Origin of the sequence: Pseudomonas fluorescens Q2-87 (genome assembly GCF_000281895.1) — a bacterium.
GTDB classification, from domain to species: domain Bacteria; phylum Pseudomonadota; class Gammaproteobacteria; order Pseudomonadales; family Pseudomonadaceae; genus Aquipseudomonas; species Aquipseudomonas fluorescens_S.
In genome coordinates, this window is the sequence record NZ_CM001558.1 from 4,049,889 (window position 1) to 4,066,301 (window position 16,413).

A 16,413-nucleotide genomic window follows, 5' to 3' on the forward strand; every position below is an offset into this window, starting at 1 on the left:
TTTTTTGGTCGGTGGCTGGACTTTGTAAGTCGGTGGTGAACAGCGAATCTGGGAAGACCCCAGCCCCCTCTGTGGGAGCGAGCCTGCTCGCGAAGACGGTGCCACAGCCAACATCCCTGTGGCTGATCTACCGCCATCGCGAGCAAGCTCGCTCCCACATGGATTTCGGCTCACAATGACTCATGCTTCAGAACCGCCATGTTGGCTGAACTGCAACGCCGCCAACCGCGCATACAGAGCATTGCTGGCGACCAGTTCCTGGTGGGTACCAATGGCCACCACCCTGCCCTGGTCCATGACCGCGATCCGGTCGGCGTTTTTCACCGTGGCCAGGCGATGGGCAATGACCAGGGTCGTGCGGTTTTTCATCAGGCTGGGCAGGGCTTGCTGGATCAGATGTTCACTTTGCGCATCAAGGGCGCTGGTGGCTTCGTCCAGCAGCAGGATCGGTGCGTCCACCAGCAGCGCGCGGGCGATGGCCAGGCGCTGGCGCTGGCCGCCGGATAGCCCCAGGCCTCCGTCGCCCAGGTGGGTCTGGTAGCCGTCGGGCATTTTTTCGATGAAGTCATGGGCATGGGCGATCTGCGCGGCCTCACGCACCTGCGCGGAAGTCGCCTGAGGGTTTCCGTAGCGAATGTTCTCCTCGACCGTGCCAAAAAATAGCGCCGGGCTTTGTGAGACCAGGGCGAAATGCCGGCGCAGGTCCAGCGGATCGAGCAAGGTCAGCGGCACGTCGTCGATCAGGATCTGCCCTTGCGACGGATCGTAGAAACGCAACAGCAAGTCGTAAACCGTCGATTTGCCCGCGCCGGACGGCCCGACAAGGGCCAGGGTCTCGCCGGCATGGACCGTCAGGTCGAGGCCGTCGACCGCGTAACTTTCCGGCCGGGACGGGTAGGAAAACCGCACGCCTTCGAGGCGCAGGTCACCCCGGACACGCTCCGGCAAGATCACCAGGCCAGACGCCGGCGGCTGGATGATGTTTTGCGAGCGCAACAGTTCGGCAATGCGTTCCGCCGCGCCGGCCGCCCGTTGCAGCTCGCCAATGACTTCGCTCAGGGTACCGAAGGCACTGCCGACGATCAGGCTGTAGAAGACGAAAGCCGCCAGCTCGCCGCCGGAGATGCGCCCGGCGATCACATCCATGCCACCGACCCAAAGCATCACGCCCACCGCTCCAAGCACCAGCACGATCACCAGCGTGATCAGCCATGCCCGCTGGGCGATACGCTGCCGGGCCGTGTCGAAGGCCTGCTCAACCGTCACCGAAAAGCGTTGTTCATCCTGGACCTGATGGTTGTAAGCCTGCACGGTCTTAATCTGGCCGAGGGTTTCGGAAACGTAGCTGCCGACATCGGCAATGCGGTCCTGGCTCTGGCGCGACAGGCTGCGCACCCGTCGGCCAAAAATCAGGATCGGCGCGAGCACCAGGGGCAAGGCAATCACCACGATGCTGGTCAGCTTGGGGTTGGTGACGAACAACAGCACGATGCCACCGATCACCATCAACACGTTGCGCAAGAACAACGACAGCGATGAGCCGATCACCGACTGCAGCAAGGTGGTATCGGCGGTCAGCCGTGATTGGATTTCCGAGCTGCGGTTGTTTTCGTAGAAGCCCGGGTGCAGGTACACCAAGTGGTTGAAGACCTGTCGGCGGATATCGGCGACCACCCGCTCGCCGATCCAGGACACCAGGTAGAAACGGGCAAACGTACCGATCGCCAGCGCCACCACCAGCACCATGAACAGGCCGATGGATTGATTGAGCAGGTGCGGTGAGCGGGTCATGAAGCCCTGGTCCACCAGCAACCGTATGCCCTGCCCCATGGACAAGGTGATGCCAGCGGTGACGATCAAAGCCAGCAAGGCGCCGGCAACCTGTTTGCGATAAGGGGTAATGAAGCCGCTGGCCAAGCGAATGGCACGGCGATGACGGGAAGAAAGCATCAGAAGCATCCGATAATACAGCGGGAGAAAACCGGCCAGCGGCACCGAAGCGCGACGGAACCAAGTTGAATCAGAATGAGTCAGGTTAAATATGACCACAACGACTAGCGGCTAGATGTTATCGGTCTAAAGTCTGGCTGGAAACGCGAGTGTGTTTCTGATTGAGTGGAGGTGTCGCCATGAACCTACAAGGAGTGTCATGGCTCGGTCACCTGGCGACATTAAAGTAGGCACACAACCTGATGAGGAGACAGGCCATGTCCTTGCAACACAGCAGCGACGACAAGATCCAAGTAATCCGTACGCAACCGGACCAGTCCCTGGGTTGCTCGTTCATCGATGCCCAAGGGCACGAAGTTCCGATCACCGAAGACATGATCCAGAAAGCGTGCAGCGAGCTGGAAAAAAGACTGGTCAAGCCTGCCGAACAAGAGTGATACAGCCCGTCTTCAATTGGAACCCGACGTTGATGTCGGGTTTTTTATGCCTGCATGGCTAGGGAGCATTCCACCGTTAAAGAGTGGTGGCGCCCAGCGCTGTCACGATCTGCTGCAAAGCCTGGGACGCCCCGTCGATACGCACCTTCAAGCTGTCGATTTCCCGACGCGGCGGATAGTGCTTGCGCAAGGCATCGAACGCACCGCGTTGTTCACTGACCGTTCCCACCAGGCTGCGGCGAAAATCCGCGTCGTCGCGTCTTGGGTCGTACACGCTCCGGCATAGTGCCGCCAGGGCCCAGGCTGGATCGGTTGCGGCGTCCAGGGTGATGCCACCCAGCCAGGGCTTGGGCAGTAGGTCGCCGAGGCTGACTTCAACCGGCCGCTGCAGGAAACCACACAAGGCCTCATAGATCTGCGCGGTGCCGCGTTGACGCCCATCGAGGCTGTAGCCGGCGATGTGCGGCGTGGCAATTACGCACAGATCAGCCAGGTCCACGTCTACGGTCGGTTCCTGTTCCCAGACGTCGAGCACGGCTTGCAGGTCTTCGCGCTCCAGCAGCACCTCGCGCAGCGCCGCGTTGTCGATAACCGGGCCGCGGGCCGCATTGATCAGCCAGGTCCCAGGTTTGAGCCGGTTCAGGCGTTCTTCGTCGAAGAGATGCCAGGTCGGTTGATCGCCGTCACGGGTCAGCGGGGTGTGCAGGCTGATCACATCGCACTGCTCGATGATCTGCTCCAGGCTCACATATTCGCCACCCTCGGCAGCCTGGCGCGGCGGATCGCAGATTTTCACGGCCCAGCCAAGGGCCTTGAGCACCTCAATCAATCGCCCCCCCACCTGGCCCGCACCGACCACACCAAAAGTCCGCTGTCGCAAGTCCACGCCTTCAATCTCAGCCAGGGTCATCAGGCTGCCCAGCACATAGTCCACCACGCCACGGGCATTGCACCCCGGAGCACTGGCCCAGCGGATGCCGGCCTCGGCGAAATAATCCAGGTCCAGGTGATCGGTACCGATGGTGCAAGTGCCGACGAAGCGCACCTTGCTGCCTTCGAGCAGGGCCCGATTGACCTGGCTGACCGAGCGCACCAGCAGCACATCGGCCTGCTCGACCATCGCCCGATCGATGCCCCGTCCCGGCACCCGGCGGATCTCGCCGAAACCTTGAAAAAAGGCATCGAGAAGGGGGATGTTTTCGTCAGCGACGATCAGCATGGCAAAGCTCCTTTGGCGGGGATGGGCAGTGTAGGCGCTACGCGGCTAGATGGGCCAGCGCATTACTTCAGTGAACGATGTTGTGGCGAGGGAGCTTGCACCCGCTGGGTTGCGAAGCAACCCCTATCCAAAGAGCGACGACTGCTGCGCAGCCGAGCGGGAGCAAGCGCCCTCGCCACGGGTCACCCTATCCCCGGTCAACAGTACAGGCTGGACACACGGGAGCAGGCGATTACAAATCCCCAACACAGCTTTTTTCCTGACCACTGCGTCAAGGCGTAGAATGCGCCGCCTCGCGCTTAATCTTTTCGGACGCTTCGCCTGTGAATACGGTTACAGACACCCCCCCACTCTCCCGCCCGGCCCGGATTCGCCTGGAACTCAAGACGCTGCTGGCCCTGGCAGTGCCGATCATGGTGGCGCAACTGGCGACCACTGCGATGGGGTTCGTCGATGCGGTGATGGCCGGTCGTGTCGGCCCGCGGGATTTGGCGGCGGTGGCGCTGGGCAACTCGATCTGGGTGCCGGTGTTCCTGTTGATGACCGGCACGCTGCTGGCCACCACCCCGAAAGTCGCCCAGCGCTTTGGCGCCGGCACGTTCGACGAGATCGGCCCACTGGTGCGCCAGGCGTTGTGGCTCGCGCTAGTGGTGGGATTGATCGCAACGCTGGCGCTATTCAGCGCCGAACCCATCCTGCACGTCATGAAGGTCGATCCCGAATTGATCGGCCCGTGCATGGAATACCTGCGAGGCATCGGCACGGGCCTGCCAGCCGTGGCGTTGTATCACGTGCTGCGGTGTTTCAGCGACGGCCTGGGTCGTACGCGACCGGCCATGGTGCTGGGCTTGTGCGGGCTCGCCCTGAACATTCCGCTCAATTACATTTTCATTTACGGCCACCTGGGCGTGCCCGCCATAGGTGGCGTGGGTTGCGGCTGGGCCACCGCCATCGTGATGTGGGTCATGGCGCTGGGCATGGCCGGTTGGGCCCGCTGGGCGCCGGCCTATCAGTCGAGTCGACTGTTCAGCCGTTTCGACTGGCCGCAATGGGCGACCATCAAGCGCCTGCTGGGCATTGGCCTGCCGATTGGCATCGCGGTGTTTGCCGAATCGAGCATCTTTGCAGTGATAGCCCTGCTGATCGGCAGCCTCGGCGCTACGGTGGTGGCTGGACACCAGATCGCCCTGAACTTCAGCTCCCTGGTGTTCATGATCCCCTATTCTCTAGGCATGGCCGTGACCGTGCGCGTCGGTCAAGCCCTGGGGCGGCGCCAGCCTCGGGAGGCGCGCTTCGCCGCCGGCGTGGGAATGGCCACGGCGCTGGCCTATGCCTGCCTGTCGGCGAGCCTGATGTTCGGCTTGCGCGGCCCCATCGCTGCGATCTACACCGCCGATCCGATAGTGATCGAGGTGGCATCGATGCTGATTGTCTATGCGGCGCTGTTCCAGTTTTCCGATGCGATACAAGTCACGGCGGCGGGTGCGTTGCGCGGTTACCAGGACACGCGTGTGACGATGATCCTCACCCTGTTCGCCTACTGGGGCATCGGGTTGCCGGTCGGTTACGCCCTGGGCCTGACCGACTGGCTCGGCGCAGCCAGCGGCCCAAGCGGGTTATGGCAAGGCTTGATCGTGGGCTTGAGTTGCGCGGCGCTGATGCTGTCGATCCGCCTGGCCCGCAGTGCGCACAAGCAGATCCGCATCAGCCGCTCGATCGATTAAGCGAGTTTCTTGCGGATCCAGTAGAGGTAGGTGCCGGCCTCTTCCTGCTGCGCCACCAGCTCATGGTCGAGAAACACGCAAAACTTGGGGATGTCGCGGCGGGTCGACGGGTCGGTGGCAATCACCTTGAGCAAACCGCCGGGGGCCAGGTCGCGGATGTGCTGATGCAGCATCATCACCGGTTCCGGGCAATTAAGGCCCGTGGCATCCAGTGTGCCGTCGACCGGCGTATCGTTCATTTCACTCATGTTCTACTCCTGAAACAGGCCGGCATTGTCGCGCAATGCCGGCGCCCTTAACAGACCTGCATCAATCCCTGTGGCGAGGGAGCTATTCAAGGCAACGTCAACGGGACTTCGGCTTTTTACTATCCAACCGCCGCAGATGGCAGGTCACTTCTTCGCGATCGTGGTACAGCTGCTTGCAACCGATCTCAACCTTGATGCCCCGGGCCTTGAAGCCCTCGGCGATGCGTTCGAGCAAGCGCTTGACCTCGGCATACCGTTGTTTCATCGGCAACTTGAGGTTCACCACCGCTTCGCGGCAATGCCCGTCGCCGATCCATTCTTCCAGCATTGCCGCGTTACGTGCCGGCTTCTCGACGATGTCGCAGACCATCCAGTCCACCGGCTGCTTGGGCTTGAAGGTAAAGCCGTCCGCCATCAAATGCTGCACCAAGCCGGTGTCCATTAGGCTTTCGGCCATGGGACCATTGTCGATGGCCGTGACCAACATGCCACGGTTGACCAGTTGCCAGGTCCAGCCGCCCGGTGCCGCGCCGAGGTCCACGCCGGTCATGTCGCTGTGCAGGCGTTCGTCCCACTGGTCACGCGGGATGAAATGGTGCCAGGCTTCCTCGAGCTTGAGGGTCGAGCGGCTCGGTGCTTCCCGGGGGAATTTAAGGCGTGGAATACCCATGGGCCACATCGCCGAATTATCCGCATCCGCCAGGCCCATGAACACTTCGCGGCCGCTCTTGAAGGTCAGCAGTAAACGCGGCTTGCGCGGGTCGTCCACCAACTTGCCGGCCCCAGTCAACGCCTTGCGCAGCGGGCCTTCGAATTTCTTGCAAAAATTCGAAAGTTCCTTGCCGTCGTTGGTGTCCACCACTTCCAGCCACAGGCTGCCGCAGGTCGGGAATGCCGCCATGTGCGCCAGGATCACACTGATGCGGTCGGTTTCCGGCAAATCGATGAAAGTGCCGCGCGCCCATTGGCGCGGAAAAATAAGGTCGGCGAAACGCTGGCCGCGCATCAGGCGCTCGGCCCCGTCGTCTTCGGTGCAGACGAATTCAGCGCAGGCACTGGCCGGTTTGGCCTTGGCGTAGCCGGCCACGTTGAGCCGGGCAGCATGCTCGGCGATCTCGGAACAGACCTCGCCTTCGAAGCCCGGCCGGCAGTGCATAAAAAGCGTGTTCATTGAAACTCCGTAGCAAAGCCTGTCACGAAAACCGCCGCATGATAGCGGAGTTCGGAACCCCGAACCTGCTCGTAGAGTCCAGTGATTAGTCATTCGCTAAAAACAGGGCTAGGTTAAAGGCTCTGTCCGTTCCGTCAGTCCGTAGCCGTGCGGACTCAAAGGAGTGATTTCAATGCCGTCCCTCGATAGCCTGAAAACCCTTAAAACGCTGCAAGTCGACGCCAAGACCTATCATTATTTCAGCCTGCCGGATGCCGCCCGAAGCCTGGGCGACCTGGACAAGCTGCCCATGTCGCTGAAAGTGCTGCTGGAAAACCTGCTGCGCTGGGAAGATGAAAAAACCGTCACTGGCGCTGACCTCAAGGCCCTGGCCGCGTGGCTCAAGGAGCGTCGCTCCGACCGGGAAATCCAGTACCGCCCGGCACGGGTATTGATGCAAGACTTCACCGGTGTCCCCGCCGTGGTCGACCTGGCTGCCATGCGCGCCGCAGTGGAAAAGGCCGGCGGCGATCCCCAGCGGATCAACCCGCTGTCACCCGTGGACCTGGTGATCGACCATTCGGTGATGGTGGACAAATTCGCCAGCAGCCAGGCGTTCGAGCAGAACGTCGACATCGAAATGCAGCGCAACGGCGAGCGCTACGCCTTCCTGCGCTGGGGCCAGAGTGCCTTCGATAATTTCAGCGTGGTACCGCCGGGCACCGGCATCTGCCACCAGGTCAACCTCGAATACCTGGGCCGCACCGTGTGGACCCGCGAGGAGGATGGCCGCCTTTATGCATTCCCGGACACGCTGGTAGGCACCGACTCCCACACCACCATGATCAATGGCCTCGGCGTACTGGGCTGGGGCGTCGGCGGCATCGAAGCCGAAGCGGCCATGCTCGGCCAACCGGTGTCGATGCTGATTCCCGAAGTCGTCGGTTTCAAACTCACCGGCAAGCTGCGCGAAGGCATCACCGCCACCGACCTGGTGCTTACCGTCACGCAGATGCTGCGCAAGAAGGGCGTGGTGGGCAAATTCGTCGAGTTCTATGGCGACGGCCTCGCCGACCTGCCCTTGGCCGACCGTGCCACTATTGCCAACATGGCCCCGGAATATGGCGCCACCTGTGGATTCTTCCCGGTCGACGATGTAACCCTGGACTATCTGCGCTTGTCCGGCCGGCCGGCCGACACTGTGAAACTGGTGGAAGCCTACTGCAAGACCCAGGGCCTGTGGCGCTTGCCCGGCCAGGAACCGGTGTTCACCGACACCCTGGAATTGGACATGGGCAGCGTCGAGGCCAGCCTCGCCGGGCCGAAACGCCCCCAAGACCGGGTATCGCTGCCAAACGTCGGCCAGGCCTTCAGTGACTTCCTGGGACTCCAGGTCAAACCCACCAGTAAGGAGGAAGGTCGCCTGGAAAGCGAAGGCGGCGGTGGCGTGGCGGTGGGCAACGCCGATCAGGTGGGCGAAGCCGAGTACGAGTTCGAAGGCCAGACCCATCGTCTGAAGAACGGCGCGGTGGTGATTGCTGCCATTACGTCCTGCACCAACACCTCCAACCCCAGCGTGATGATGGCCGCCGGGCTGCTGGCCAAAAAAGCAGTGGAAAAGGGCTTGACCCGCAAACCCTGGGTCAAGAGCTCCCTCGCACCGGGCTCCAAGGTCGTCACCGACTATTACAAGGCCGCTGGCCTGACCGAGTACCTGGATAAACTCGGTTTCGACTTGGTGGGCTACGGCTGCACCACCTGTATCGGTAACTCCGGACCGCTGCGGGAACCGATTGAAAAAGCTATCCAGAAAGCCGATCTCACCGTGGCTTCGGTCTTGTCGGGCAACCGCAACTTCGAAGGACGAGTCCATCCGCTGGTCAAGACCAATTGGCTGGCCTCGCCGCCCCTCGTGGTCGCCTATGCCCTGGCCGGTACCGTGCGCATCGACATCAGCAGCGAGCCGCTGGGTAACGATCGAGATGGCAACCCAGTGTACCTGCGGGACATCTGGCCGAGCAGCCGGGAAGTGGCCGACGCCGTGGCCCAGGTGAACACCAGCATGTTCCACAAGGAATACGCGGCGGTGTTCGCCGGGGACGAGCAATGGCAAGCCATCGAAGTGCCGCAAGCGGCCACCTACGTATGGCAATCGGACTCGACCTATATCCAGCATCCGCCGTTCTTCGACGACATCGGCGGGCCGCCACCAGCGGTCAAGAACGTCGAAGGCGCCCGGATCCTGGCCCTGCTGGGAGATTCGGTGACCACCGACCATATTTCCCCGGCCGGCAACATCAAGGCTGACAGCCCGGCCGGTCGCTACCTGCGCGAGCAGGGCGTGGAGCCTAGGGACTTCAATTCCTACGGCTCAAGACGCGGCAATCACCAGGTCATGATGCGTGGCACCTTCGCCAATATCCGCATTCGCAACGAAATGCTCGACGGCGAAGAAGGCGGCAACACGATCTACATCCCCAACGGCGAAAGAATGCCGATCTACGATGCTGCAATGCTCTATCAAGCCACGGGGACGCCGCTGGTGGTGATTGCGGGGCAGGAATACGGTACGGGGTCGAGCCGCGACTGGGCGGCCAAGGGCACTAACCTGCTGGGGGTCAAGGCGGTGATCGCCGAAAGCTTCGAGCGGATCCATCGCTCCAATTTGGTGGGGATGGGCGTGCTGCCATTGCAGTTCAAGCTCGATCAGAATCGCAAGAGCCTGAACCTCACGGGCAAGGAAACCGTGGACATCCTGGGCCTGGACAACATCGAACTGACGCCACGCATGAACCTGCCCCTGGTCATCACCCGCGAGGACGGCAGCCAGGAACGGATTGAAGTGCTGTGTCGGATCGATACCCTCAATGAAGTCGAGTATTTCAAGGCCGGTGGCATCCTTCACTATGTCCTACGGCAATTGATTGCAGCTTAACAGGACCGCTCCTACAAAAACACCGCCGCTTTAGGGCGGTGTTTTTGTATCGGTCTGCCTATAATCCCCGCCGCTAACTTTGCCCTGCCCGCTTTGCGCGTTCGTCAGCCTCAAAAGGATGTGATATGTCTGCCCTGCCCTGGCCCTATCTGGCCCTCCTTTCAATCGGTTACGTCATGGCCCTGGCCTACGGTCAGTTGGCTTGGACTGCCGCCATCTCGGTTGCGCTGCTGCTATTTGCCGGCTATGCCGTTCGCCAGCAGAAGACACCGGTCGGCCAGTTTCTCGGGCACGCGCTGTTCGTGGTGATGGCGCTGGCACTGGCCATGCATTGGATGCCAGGCTTTTTCAACGGGCGGGCCATTGCCGCGCAACGCTTGACCGATGATGCAACGCGCTTCGCCATGTACCTGAACCAGGACAAGCCATTGATCGGCTTCTGGCTGCTGCTGGCCTGCCCGTGGATCGTTGGCCGCCGCTCGTTTCGCCTGTCGGTCTACGCCACGGCCCTGGGCCTGGGCCTAAGCGTAGCGCTGGCCCTCGGCGGGGCCCTGCTGCTGGGCATGATCCACTGGGCACCGAAGTGGCCGGATCACGCCTGGCTGTGGCTACTCAATAATCTTCTATTGGTCACCCTGGTGGAGGAAGCCCTATTTCGCGGCTACATTCAGGGTGGCCTGAGCCGGCACTTCAAACACTTGGCTCATGGCGACAATCTGGCGTTGCTGCTGGCCTCGCTGCTGTTCGGCCTGGTGCATGCGGGCGCCGGTTGGGAATGGGTGCTGCTGTCCGGCCTGGCGGGGATCGGTTATGGCTTGGCGTATCGTTTCGGCGGCCTGAGCGCGGCGATCGCCACGCATTTTGGCCTCAATCTGCTTCATTACGCCCTATTTACTTACCCGATGCTGGCGTGATAGCGACAGGTGAAAATAACTTCAATAAAAACCTGACGACGCCGACAACCTTTCAAAGCCTTGCGGACTCACACACCATGCGTAACAACCAGCCCGTCACACAGCGTGAAAGGACCTTCCCGGCCCAGCAGCGATTGATTTCCACCACCGACGCCAAGGGCGTGATCACCTACTGCAATGACGCCTTCATTGAAATCAGCGGGTATTCGAAAGAAGAACTGATCCGTTCGCCACACAATCTGGTGCGCCATCCCGATGTTCCGTCCGCTGTGTTCGCGCACATGTGGGGCACGCTCAAACAGGGCTTGCCATGGATGGGCATTGTCAAGAACCGCAGCAAGAACGGCGACCATTACTGGGTCAACGCCTATGTCACGCCCGTGTTCGAGGGCAACCAGGTGGTCGGCTACGAGTCGGTGCGGATCAAGCCCACCGCCGAGCAGATCGGCCGGGCCGAGGCGCTCTACCTGCGCATCAACCAGGGTAAATCTGCGGTTCCCAGCAGCGACAAATGGTTGCCGATGCTGCAGGACTGGCTGCCGTTCATTCTGGTCAGCCAGTTGAGCTTCGTCGTTGGCGCCTTCCTCAACTCCCATTGGGGCTTTGCCCTGGCGGCGGTGCTATCGGTGCCCTTGGGACTGATGGGCCTGCAATGGCAGCAACGCGGGATCAAGCGCCTGCTGCGCCTGGCCGAACAAACCACCTCCGACCCGCTGATCGCCCGGATGTACACCGACAGCCGCGGCGCCCAGGCGCGCCTGGAGATGTCGATTCTCAGCCAGGAAGCTCGCCTGAAAACCTGCCTGACCCGCCTGCAGGACACCGCCGAACACCTCAACGATCAGGCACGCCAATCCAACACGCTGGCCCACGACAGCTCCAGCGGCCTGGAACGCCAGCGCGTGGAAACCGAACAGGTTGCCACTGCCGTCAACCAGATGGCCGCGACCACCCAGGAAGTCGCCAGCCATGTGCAACGCACCGCCGACGCTACCCAGGAAGCCAATCGCCTGACCGGACGTGGCCGAGACATCGCTGGGGAAACCCGCGAAGCCATCGAGCGATTGTCGGTGGTGGTCGGCGAGACGGGGCAGACCGTGACCCAACTGGCCAAGGACAGCGACGAGATCGGTGGCGTGGTGGACGTGATCAAGGGCATCGCCGACCAGACCAATTTGCTGGCCCTCAACGCAGCGATCGAAGCGGCCCGTGCCGGTGAGATGGGTCGTGGCTTTGCCGTGGTAGCCGACGAAGTACGCCAACTGGCACAACGCACCAGCGAGTCCACCGGGCAGATCCATGCCCTGATCGCCAAGCTCCAGCAAACCGCCACCAACGCCGTGCAGACCATGGACGCCGGTCATCGCCAAGCCGAAGAAGGCGTGGCGCGGGTCATGGAAGCCGACCGGGCATTGGTTGGCATCAGCGAAGCGGTGGCTCACATCACCGACATGACCACGCAGATCGCAGCCGCAACCGAAGAACAGAGCTCGGTGGCCGAGGAGATCAGCCGCAACATCAGCAACATCTCCGCACTGGCCGACCAGACCTCGGGCCAGGCCCACAGCTCGGCCCTGCTGAGCGAAGAACTGACCCGTACGGCCAATACCCAGTATTCGCTGGTGGAGCGATTCAACCGCTGATAGATGTCTGCCCCATAAAAAACCGGGAAGGTGACGCTTCCCGGTTTTTTATTGCTAATTCAAAATGGTGTCGCGTTATGAACCGTCTTCGCAAGCAAGCCCGCTCCCACAAGGGGATTACAGTTGTTCATGCGAACGCATTTCAAAATGTGGGAGCGGGCTTGCTCGCGAAGAGGCCAGGACAGACGCTATCAATCCTGAAGAAACGCCGCCACCTTTCCCGCCGCCGCCTCCAGATGCTGTTCATGGCTAAACCCCGAAGCCTTCAGCGGCTTGAGATCATGATCCCCAGCCACCAGCCACATCACCTCGATGCTCGGCGACAAGTCATAACCCTGCACCGCCTCCCGATTGCCCAACGCATCGCGCTCGCCCTGGACGATCAAGGTGGGAGTCTTCAGTTCCGCCAGGTGCTCGACCCGTGGCTTTTCTGGCTTGCCCACCGCATAGAAGGGATACCCCAGGCACACCAGCGCGTCGGCGCCCAATTCATCGGCGAGCAAACTCGCCATTCGTCCGCCCATGGATTTGCCGCCGATGGCCAGCCGGCCAGCGACATAAGGCCGCACCGTGGCGTACACCTCACGCCAACACTCCAACAGTTTCGGTGCTGGGTTCGGAGGACGCTTACCACCGTCCTGGCGCCGCTGAGCCATGTAGGGAAACTCGAAGCGCAGCACGTTGACGCCCTGTGCGGCAAGGCGCGCGGCCATTTCGTCCATGAAGCCGCTGTCCATCGGGGCACCGGCGCCATGAGCCAGGATCAGGGTCGGCGACTCGCTTCCACTCTTTGATTGGGCGACGTTCCATAGCCAGCCATGTTGCTCCACACACTGCGCCCATTGATCCCCGTCAATACTGGCCTTGTGCTGTTTGTCCATGCTTGCCTCGCTTTTAGTCTGCCTATAACTCCAGGCGAAGAACGCTGCACTGCCCTGCGCAGGCGCTCACTTCGGCTGAACCGTGGATGGGGAACCATGAACACTTCTATCAGTACCGCCTACAACTACAAGGTGGTCCGCCAATTCGCCATTATGACGGTGGTGTGGGGCATCGTCGGCATGGGGCTCGGGGTTTTTCTCGCGGCTCAATTGGTCTGGCCACAACTCAATTTCGATTTGCCCTGGACCAGCTTCGGCCGCCTGCGCCCGCTGCACACCAACGCGGTGATCTTCGCCTTTGGCGGCTGCGCCTTGTTCGCCAGTTCGTTCTATTCGGTGCAACGCACCTGCCAGACGCAATTGTTCGCCCCGAAAATCGCCGCGTTCTGCTTCTGGGGCTGGCAACTGGTGATCGTGCTGGCGGCCATCAGCCTGCCACTGGGCTACACCAGTTCCAAGGAATACGCCGAGCTGGAATGGCCGATCGACATCCTGATCACCATCGTCTGGGTCGCCTACGCCATCGTGTTCTTCGGCACCGTGGCCAAGCGCAACACCAAGCACATCTATGTCGGTAACTGGTTCTTCGGCGGGTTCATCCTCACCGTGGCGATCCTGCACATCGTCAACAACCTGGAACTGCCGGTGAGCTTCACCAAGTCCTACTCGGTGTATGCCGGGGCCACCGATGCGATGGTGCAATGGTGGTACGGGCACAACGCCGTGGGCTTTTTCCTCACCGCAGGCTTCCTGGGGATGATGTACTACTTCGTGCCCAAGCAGGCTGAGCGTCCGGTGTATTCCTATCGCCTGTCCATCGTCCACTTCTGGGCGCTGATCACCCTGTACATCTGGGCTGGCCCGCATCACCTGCACTACACCGCGCTGCCGGACTGGGCACAGTCGCTGGGCATGGTGATGTCGCTGATCCTGCTGGCGCCCAGCTGGGGCGGCATGATCAACGGCATGATGACCCTCTCGGGCGCCTGGCATAAGTTGCGCAGCGACCCGATCCTGCGGTTCCTGGTGGTATCCCTGGCGTTCTACGGCATGTCGACCTTCGAGGGCCCGATGATGGCCATCAAGACCGTCAACGCCCTCTCCCACTACACCGACTGGACCATCGGCCACGTACATGCCGGCGCCCTCGGCTGGGTGGCGATGATCTCCATCGGTGCGCTGTATCACATGATCCCGAAAGTCTTTGGCCGCCCACAGATGCACAGCATCGGCCTGATCAACGCGCACTTCTGGCTCGCGACCATCGGCACCGTGCTGTACATCGCCTCGATGTGGGTCAACGGCATCGCCCAAGGCCTGATGTGGCGCGCAGTGAACGAGGACGGCACGCTCACCTACTCCTTCGTCGAAACACTGGTGGCCAGCCACCCGGGCTTCGTCGTACGGCTGGTGGGCGGAGCGATTTTCCTCAGCGGCATGCTGCTGATGGCCTACAACACCTGGCGCACCGTGCGGGCCTACCAACCCGCCGAAGCCGCCGCTGCCGCGCAGATGGCCTGAGGAGTCCGCCATGAAACACGAAACCATCGAAAAAAACGTCGGCCTGCTGATGCTGCTGATGGTCCTGGCCGTGAGCATTGGTGGCCTGACCCAGATCGTGCCGCTGTTCTTCCAGGACGTGACCAATAAACCGGTGGACGGCATGAAGCCCTACACCGCCCTGCAACTGGAAGGCCGCGACATCTACATCCGCGAAGGTTGCGTCGGCTGCCACTCGCAGATGATCCGTCCGTTCCGTGCCGAGACCGAGCGCTACGGCCACTACTCGGTCGCTGGTGAAAGCGTCTGGGACCACCCGTTCCTGTGGGGTTCCAAGCGTACCGGGCCAGACCTGGCCCGGGTCGGCGCACGCTACTCCGATGACTGGCACCGTGCGCACCTGTACAACCCGCGCAACGTCGTGCCCGAGTCGAAAATGCCGGCCTACCCGTGGCTGGTCACCCAAGCGGTAGACAGCAGCCACACCGAAGGCAAGCTGCGGGCCATGCGCACCCTGGGCGTGCCGTACACCGACGACGACATCGCCGGCAGCGTGGCCTCGCTCAAGGGCAAGACCGAAATGGATGCGCTGGTGGCCTACCTGCAAGTGCTCGGCACTGCCATCAAGAGCAAGAGGTGAGCCATGGTTTTTGAAATGAGTACCGGAATGATCCGCGGCCTGGGCACCGTCGTGGTGTTCATAGCCTTCATCGGCCTGACCCTGTGGGTGTTCAACAGCAAGCGCAGCCCGGAGTTCGCCGAGGCACGCCTGCTGCCGTTCGCCGACGAACCCGCCGCCGACATCGCCAACCCCCAAGACCCTGCAACAAGGAGTACCCGGCCATGACCACCTTCTGGAGTACGTGGATCTGCGTACTGACCATCGGCAGCCTGATCGGCCTGACCTGGCTGCTGATCGGCACCCGCAAGGGCGAGACCAAGGGCAGCGTCGACCAGACCATGGGCCACAGCTTCGACGGCATCGAGGAATACGACAACCCGCTGCCACAGTGGTGGTTCCTGTTGTTCGCTGGCACCTTGGTGTTTTCCGTCGGTTACCTGGTCCTGTACCCAGGCCTGGGCAACTGGAAAGGCATCCTGCCGGGCTACGAGAATGGTTGGACCGGCGCCCATGAATGGGAAAAGGAAATGGCCAAGGCCGACGCCAAATTCGGGCCGATCTTCGCCAAATTCGCCGCCATGCCGGTGGGGGAAGTGGCCAAGGACCCCCAGGCCCTGAAGATGGGCGGCCGGCTGTTTGCCTCCAATTGCTCGGTCTGCCACGGCTCGGACGCCAAGGGTGCCTTCGGCTTCCCGAACCTGGCCGACAGCAACTGGCGTTGGGGCGGCGCGGCCGACACCATCAAGGCCACCATCCTGGGCGGCCGTATGGCGGCGATGCCGGCCTGGGGCGAAGTGCTGGGAGATGCCGGGGTCAAGAATGTCGCCGCGTATGTGCGCCATGACCTGGCCGGCCTGCCTCTTGCGGCCGACAGCGGTGCCGACCTGCAAGCCGGCCAGCAGACGTTCAACACCACGTGTGCTGCCTGCCATGGCGCCAACGGCCAGGGCACCGAGGCCATGGGCGCGCCGAACCTGACGCAACCGGCCGGCTTCATCTACGGCACCAGCCTTGCACAATTGCAGCAGACCATTCGCCACGGTCGCCAGGGTCACATGCCCGCGCAGAACGAACTGCTGGGTAACGACAAAGTGCAACTGCTGGCCGCCTACGTTTACAGCCTGTCCCACACCGTCAGCGCCGAGCGCCTGCAAGCTGACAGCAAAAGCGAATAAATCCTGACCACACGA

Annotated in this window: 14 protein-coding genes; 9 read left to right on the plus strand and 5 right to left on the minus strand. The window is 61.9% G+C overall.

All coding sequences use genetic code 11. The features are described 5' to 3' along the window. Positions 1–180: 180 nt before the first annotated feature. On the minus strand, positions 181–1,959 hold the full coding sequence (locus PFLQ2_RS09945) for an ABC transporter transmembrane domain-containing protein (protein ID WP_172680612.1): 1,779 nt from the start codon (positions 1,957–1,959) through the stop codon (positions 181–183). Positions 1,960–2,207: 248 nt separating this feature from the next. On the opposite strand from PFLQ2_RS09945, the gene PFLQ2_RS09940 reads away from it, so the two are divergent. Then, on the plus strand, positions 2,208–2,387 hold the full coding sequence (locus tag PFLQ2_RS09940) for a PA1571 family protein (RefSeq protein WP_003183448.1): 180 nt from the start codon (positions 2,208–2,210) through the stop codon (positions 2,385–2,387). A 76-nt stretch (positions 2,388–2,463) separates the two neighbouring features. Here PFLQ2_RS09940 and pdxB read toward each other — a convergent pair whose 3' ends face one another. Then, positions 2,464–3,606, minus strand: coding sequence for a 4-phosphoerythronate dehydrogenase PdxB (gene pdxB, locus PFLQ2_RS09935; RefSeq protein WP_003183450.1), 1,143 nt, complete (start codon positions 3,604–3,606; stop codon positions 2,464–2,466). A gap of 323 nt (positions 3,607–3,929) precedes the next feature. On the opposite strand from pdxB, the gene PFLQ2_RS09930 reads away from it, so the two are divergent. Continuing rightward, complete coding sequence (locus tag PFLQ2_RS09930; protein WP_003183452.1) at positions 3,930–5,330, plus strand: MATE family efflux transporter; 1,401 nt, start codon at positions 3,930–3,932, stop codon at positions 5,328–5,330. Here the strand turns inward: PFLQ2_RS09930 and tusA are convergent. Together tusA and rlmM are read right to left on the minus strand one after the other, a co-directional pair. After that, positions 5,327–5,578 (minus strand): sulfurtransferase TusA, encoded by a 252-nt coding sequence (gene tusA, locus PFLQ2_RS09925; RefSeq protein ID WP_003183455.1) that lies wholly within the window; start codon positions 5,576–5,578, stop codon positions 5,327–5,329. The two genes, PFLQ2_RS09930 and tusA, sit on opposite strands and share 4 nt — an antisense overlap. A 97-nt stretch (positions 5,579–5,675) precedes the next feature. After that, entirely contained in the window at positions 5,676–6,749 is a 1,074-nt protein-coding gene (gene rlmM, locus PFLQ2_RS09920; protein ID WP_003183457.1) for a 23S rRNA (cytidine(2498)-2'-O)-methyltransferase RlmM, read from the minus strand. 172 nt (positions 6,750–6,921) lie between these two features. On the opposite strand from rlmM, the gene acnA reads away from it, so the two are divergent. From acnA to PFLQ2_RS09905, 3 genes are all read left to right on the plus strand, one after another. Beyond that, on the plus strand, positions 6,922–9,663 hold the full coding sequence (gene acnA, locus PFLQ2_RS09915) for an aconitate hydratase AcnA (protein ID WP_003183458.1): 2,742 nt from the start codon (positions 6,922–6,924) through the stop codon (positions 9,661–9,663). A gap of 125 nt (positions 9,664–9,788) precedes the next feature. Next, positions 9,789–10,577, plus strand: a complete 789-nt coding sequence (locus PFLQ2_RS09910) for a CPBP family intramembrane glutamic endopeptidase (RefSeq protein ID WP_003183460.1) — start codon at positions 9,789–9,791, stop codon at positions 10,575–10,577. Between the two features lie 77 nt (positions 10,578–10,654). Then, positions 10,655–12,220, plus strand: a complete 1,566-nt coding sequence (locus PFLQ2_RS09905) for a methyl-accepting chemotaxis protein (protein WP_003183462.1) — start codon at positions 10,655–10,657, stop codon at positions 12,218–12,220. A gap of 191 nt (positions 12,221–12,411) precedes the next feature. On the opposite strand, the gene PFLQ2_RS09900 is transcribed toward PFLQ2_RS09905, so the two are convergent. Next, a complete protein-coding gene (locus PFLQ2_RS09900) occupies positions 12,412–13,101 on the minus strand; it encodes an alpha/beta family hydrolase (RefSeq protein ID WP_003183464.1) in 690 nt (229 codons plus the stop codon). Positions 13,102–13,197: 96 nt separating this feature from the next. On the opposite strand from PFLQ2_RS09900, the gene ccoN reads away from it, so the two are divergent. The 4 genes from ccoN to ccoP are packed head-to-tail and all read left to right on the plus strand — an operon-like array spanning position 13,198 to position 16,398. Then, entirely contained in the window at positions 13,198–14,622 is a 1,425-nt protein-coding gene (gene ccoN, locus PFLQ2_RS09895; RefSeq protein ID WP_003183467.1) for a cytochrome-c oxidase, cbb3-type subunit I, read from the plus strand. A gap of 10 nt (positions 14,623–14,632) precedes the next feature. After that, complete coding sequence (ccoO, locus tag PFLQ2_RS09890) at positions 14,633–15,241, plus strand: cytochrome-c oxidase, cbb3-type subunit II (RefSeq protein ID WP_003183469.1); 609 nt, start codon at positions 14,633–14,635, stop codon at positions 15,239–15,241. A gap of 3 nt (positions 15,242–15,244) precedes the next feature. After that, positions 15,245–15,448 carry a cbb3-type cytochrome oxidase subunit 3 gene (locus PFLQ2_RS09885; protein ID WP_003183470.1) on the plus strand — a complete coding sequence of 68 codons (204 nt, stop codon included), beginning with the start codon at positions 15,245–15,247 and terminating at the stop codon, positions 15,446–15,448. After that, on the plus strand, positions 15,445–16,398 hold the full coding sequence (gene ccoP, locus PFLQ2_RS09880; RefSeq protein WP_003183471.1) for a cytochrome-c oxidase, cbb3-type subunit III: 954 nt from the start codon (positions 15,445–15,447) through the stop codon (positions 16,396–16,398). The genes PFLQ2_RS09885 and ccoP overlap by 4 nt, the downstream gene beginning before the upstream one ends. The last annotated feature ends 15 nt before the right edge of the window (positions 16,399–16,413 follow it).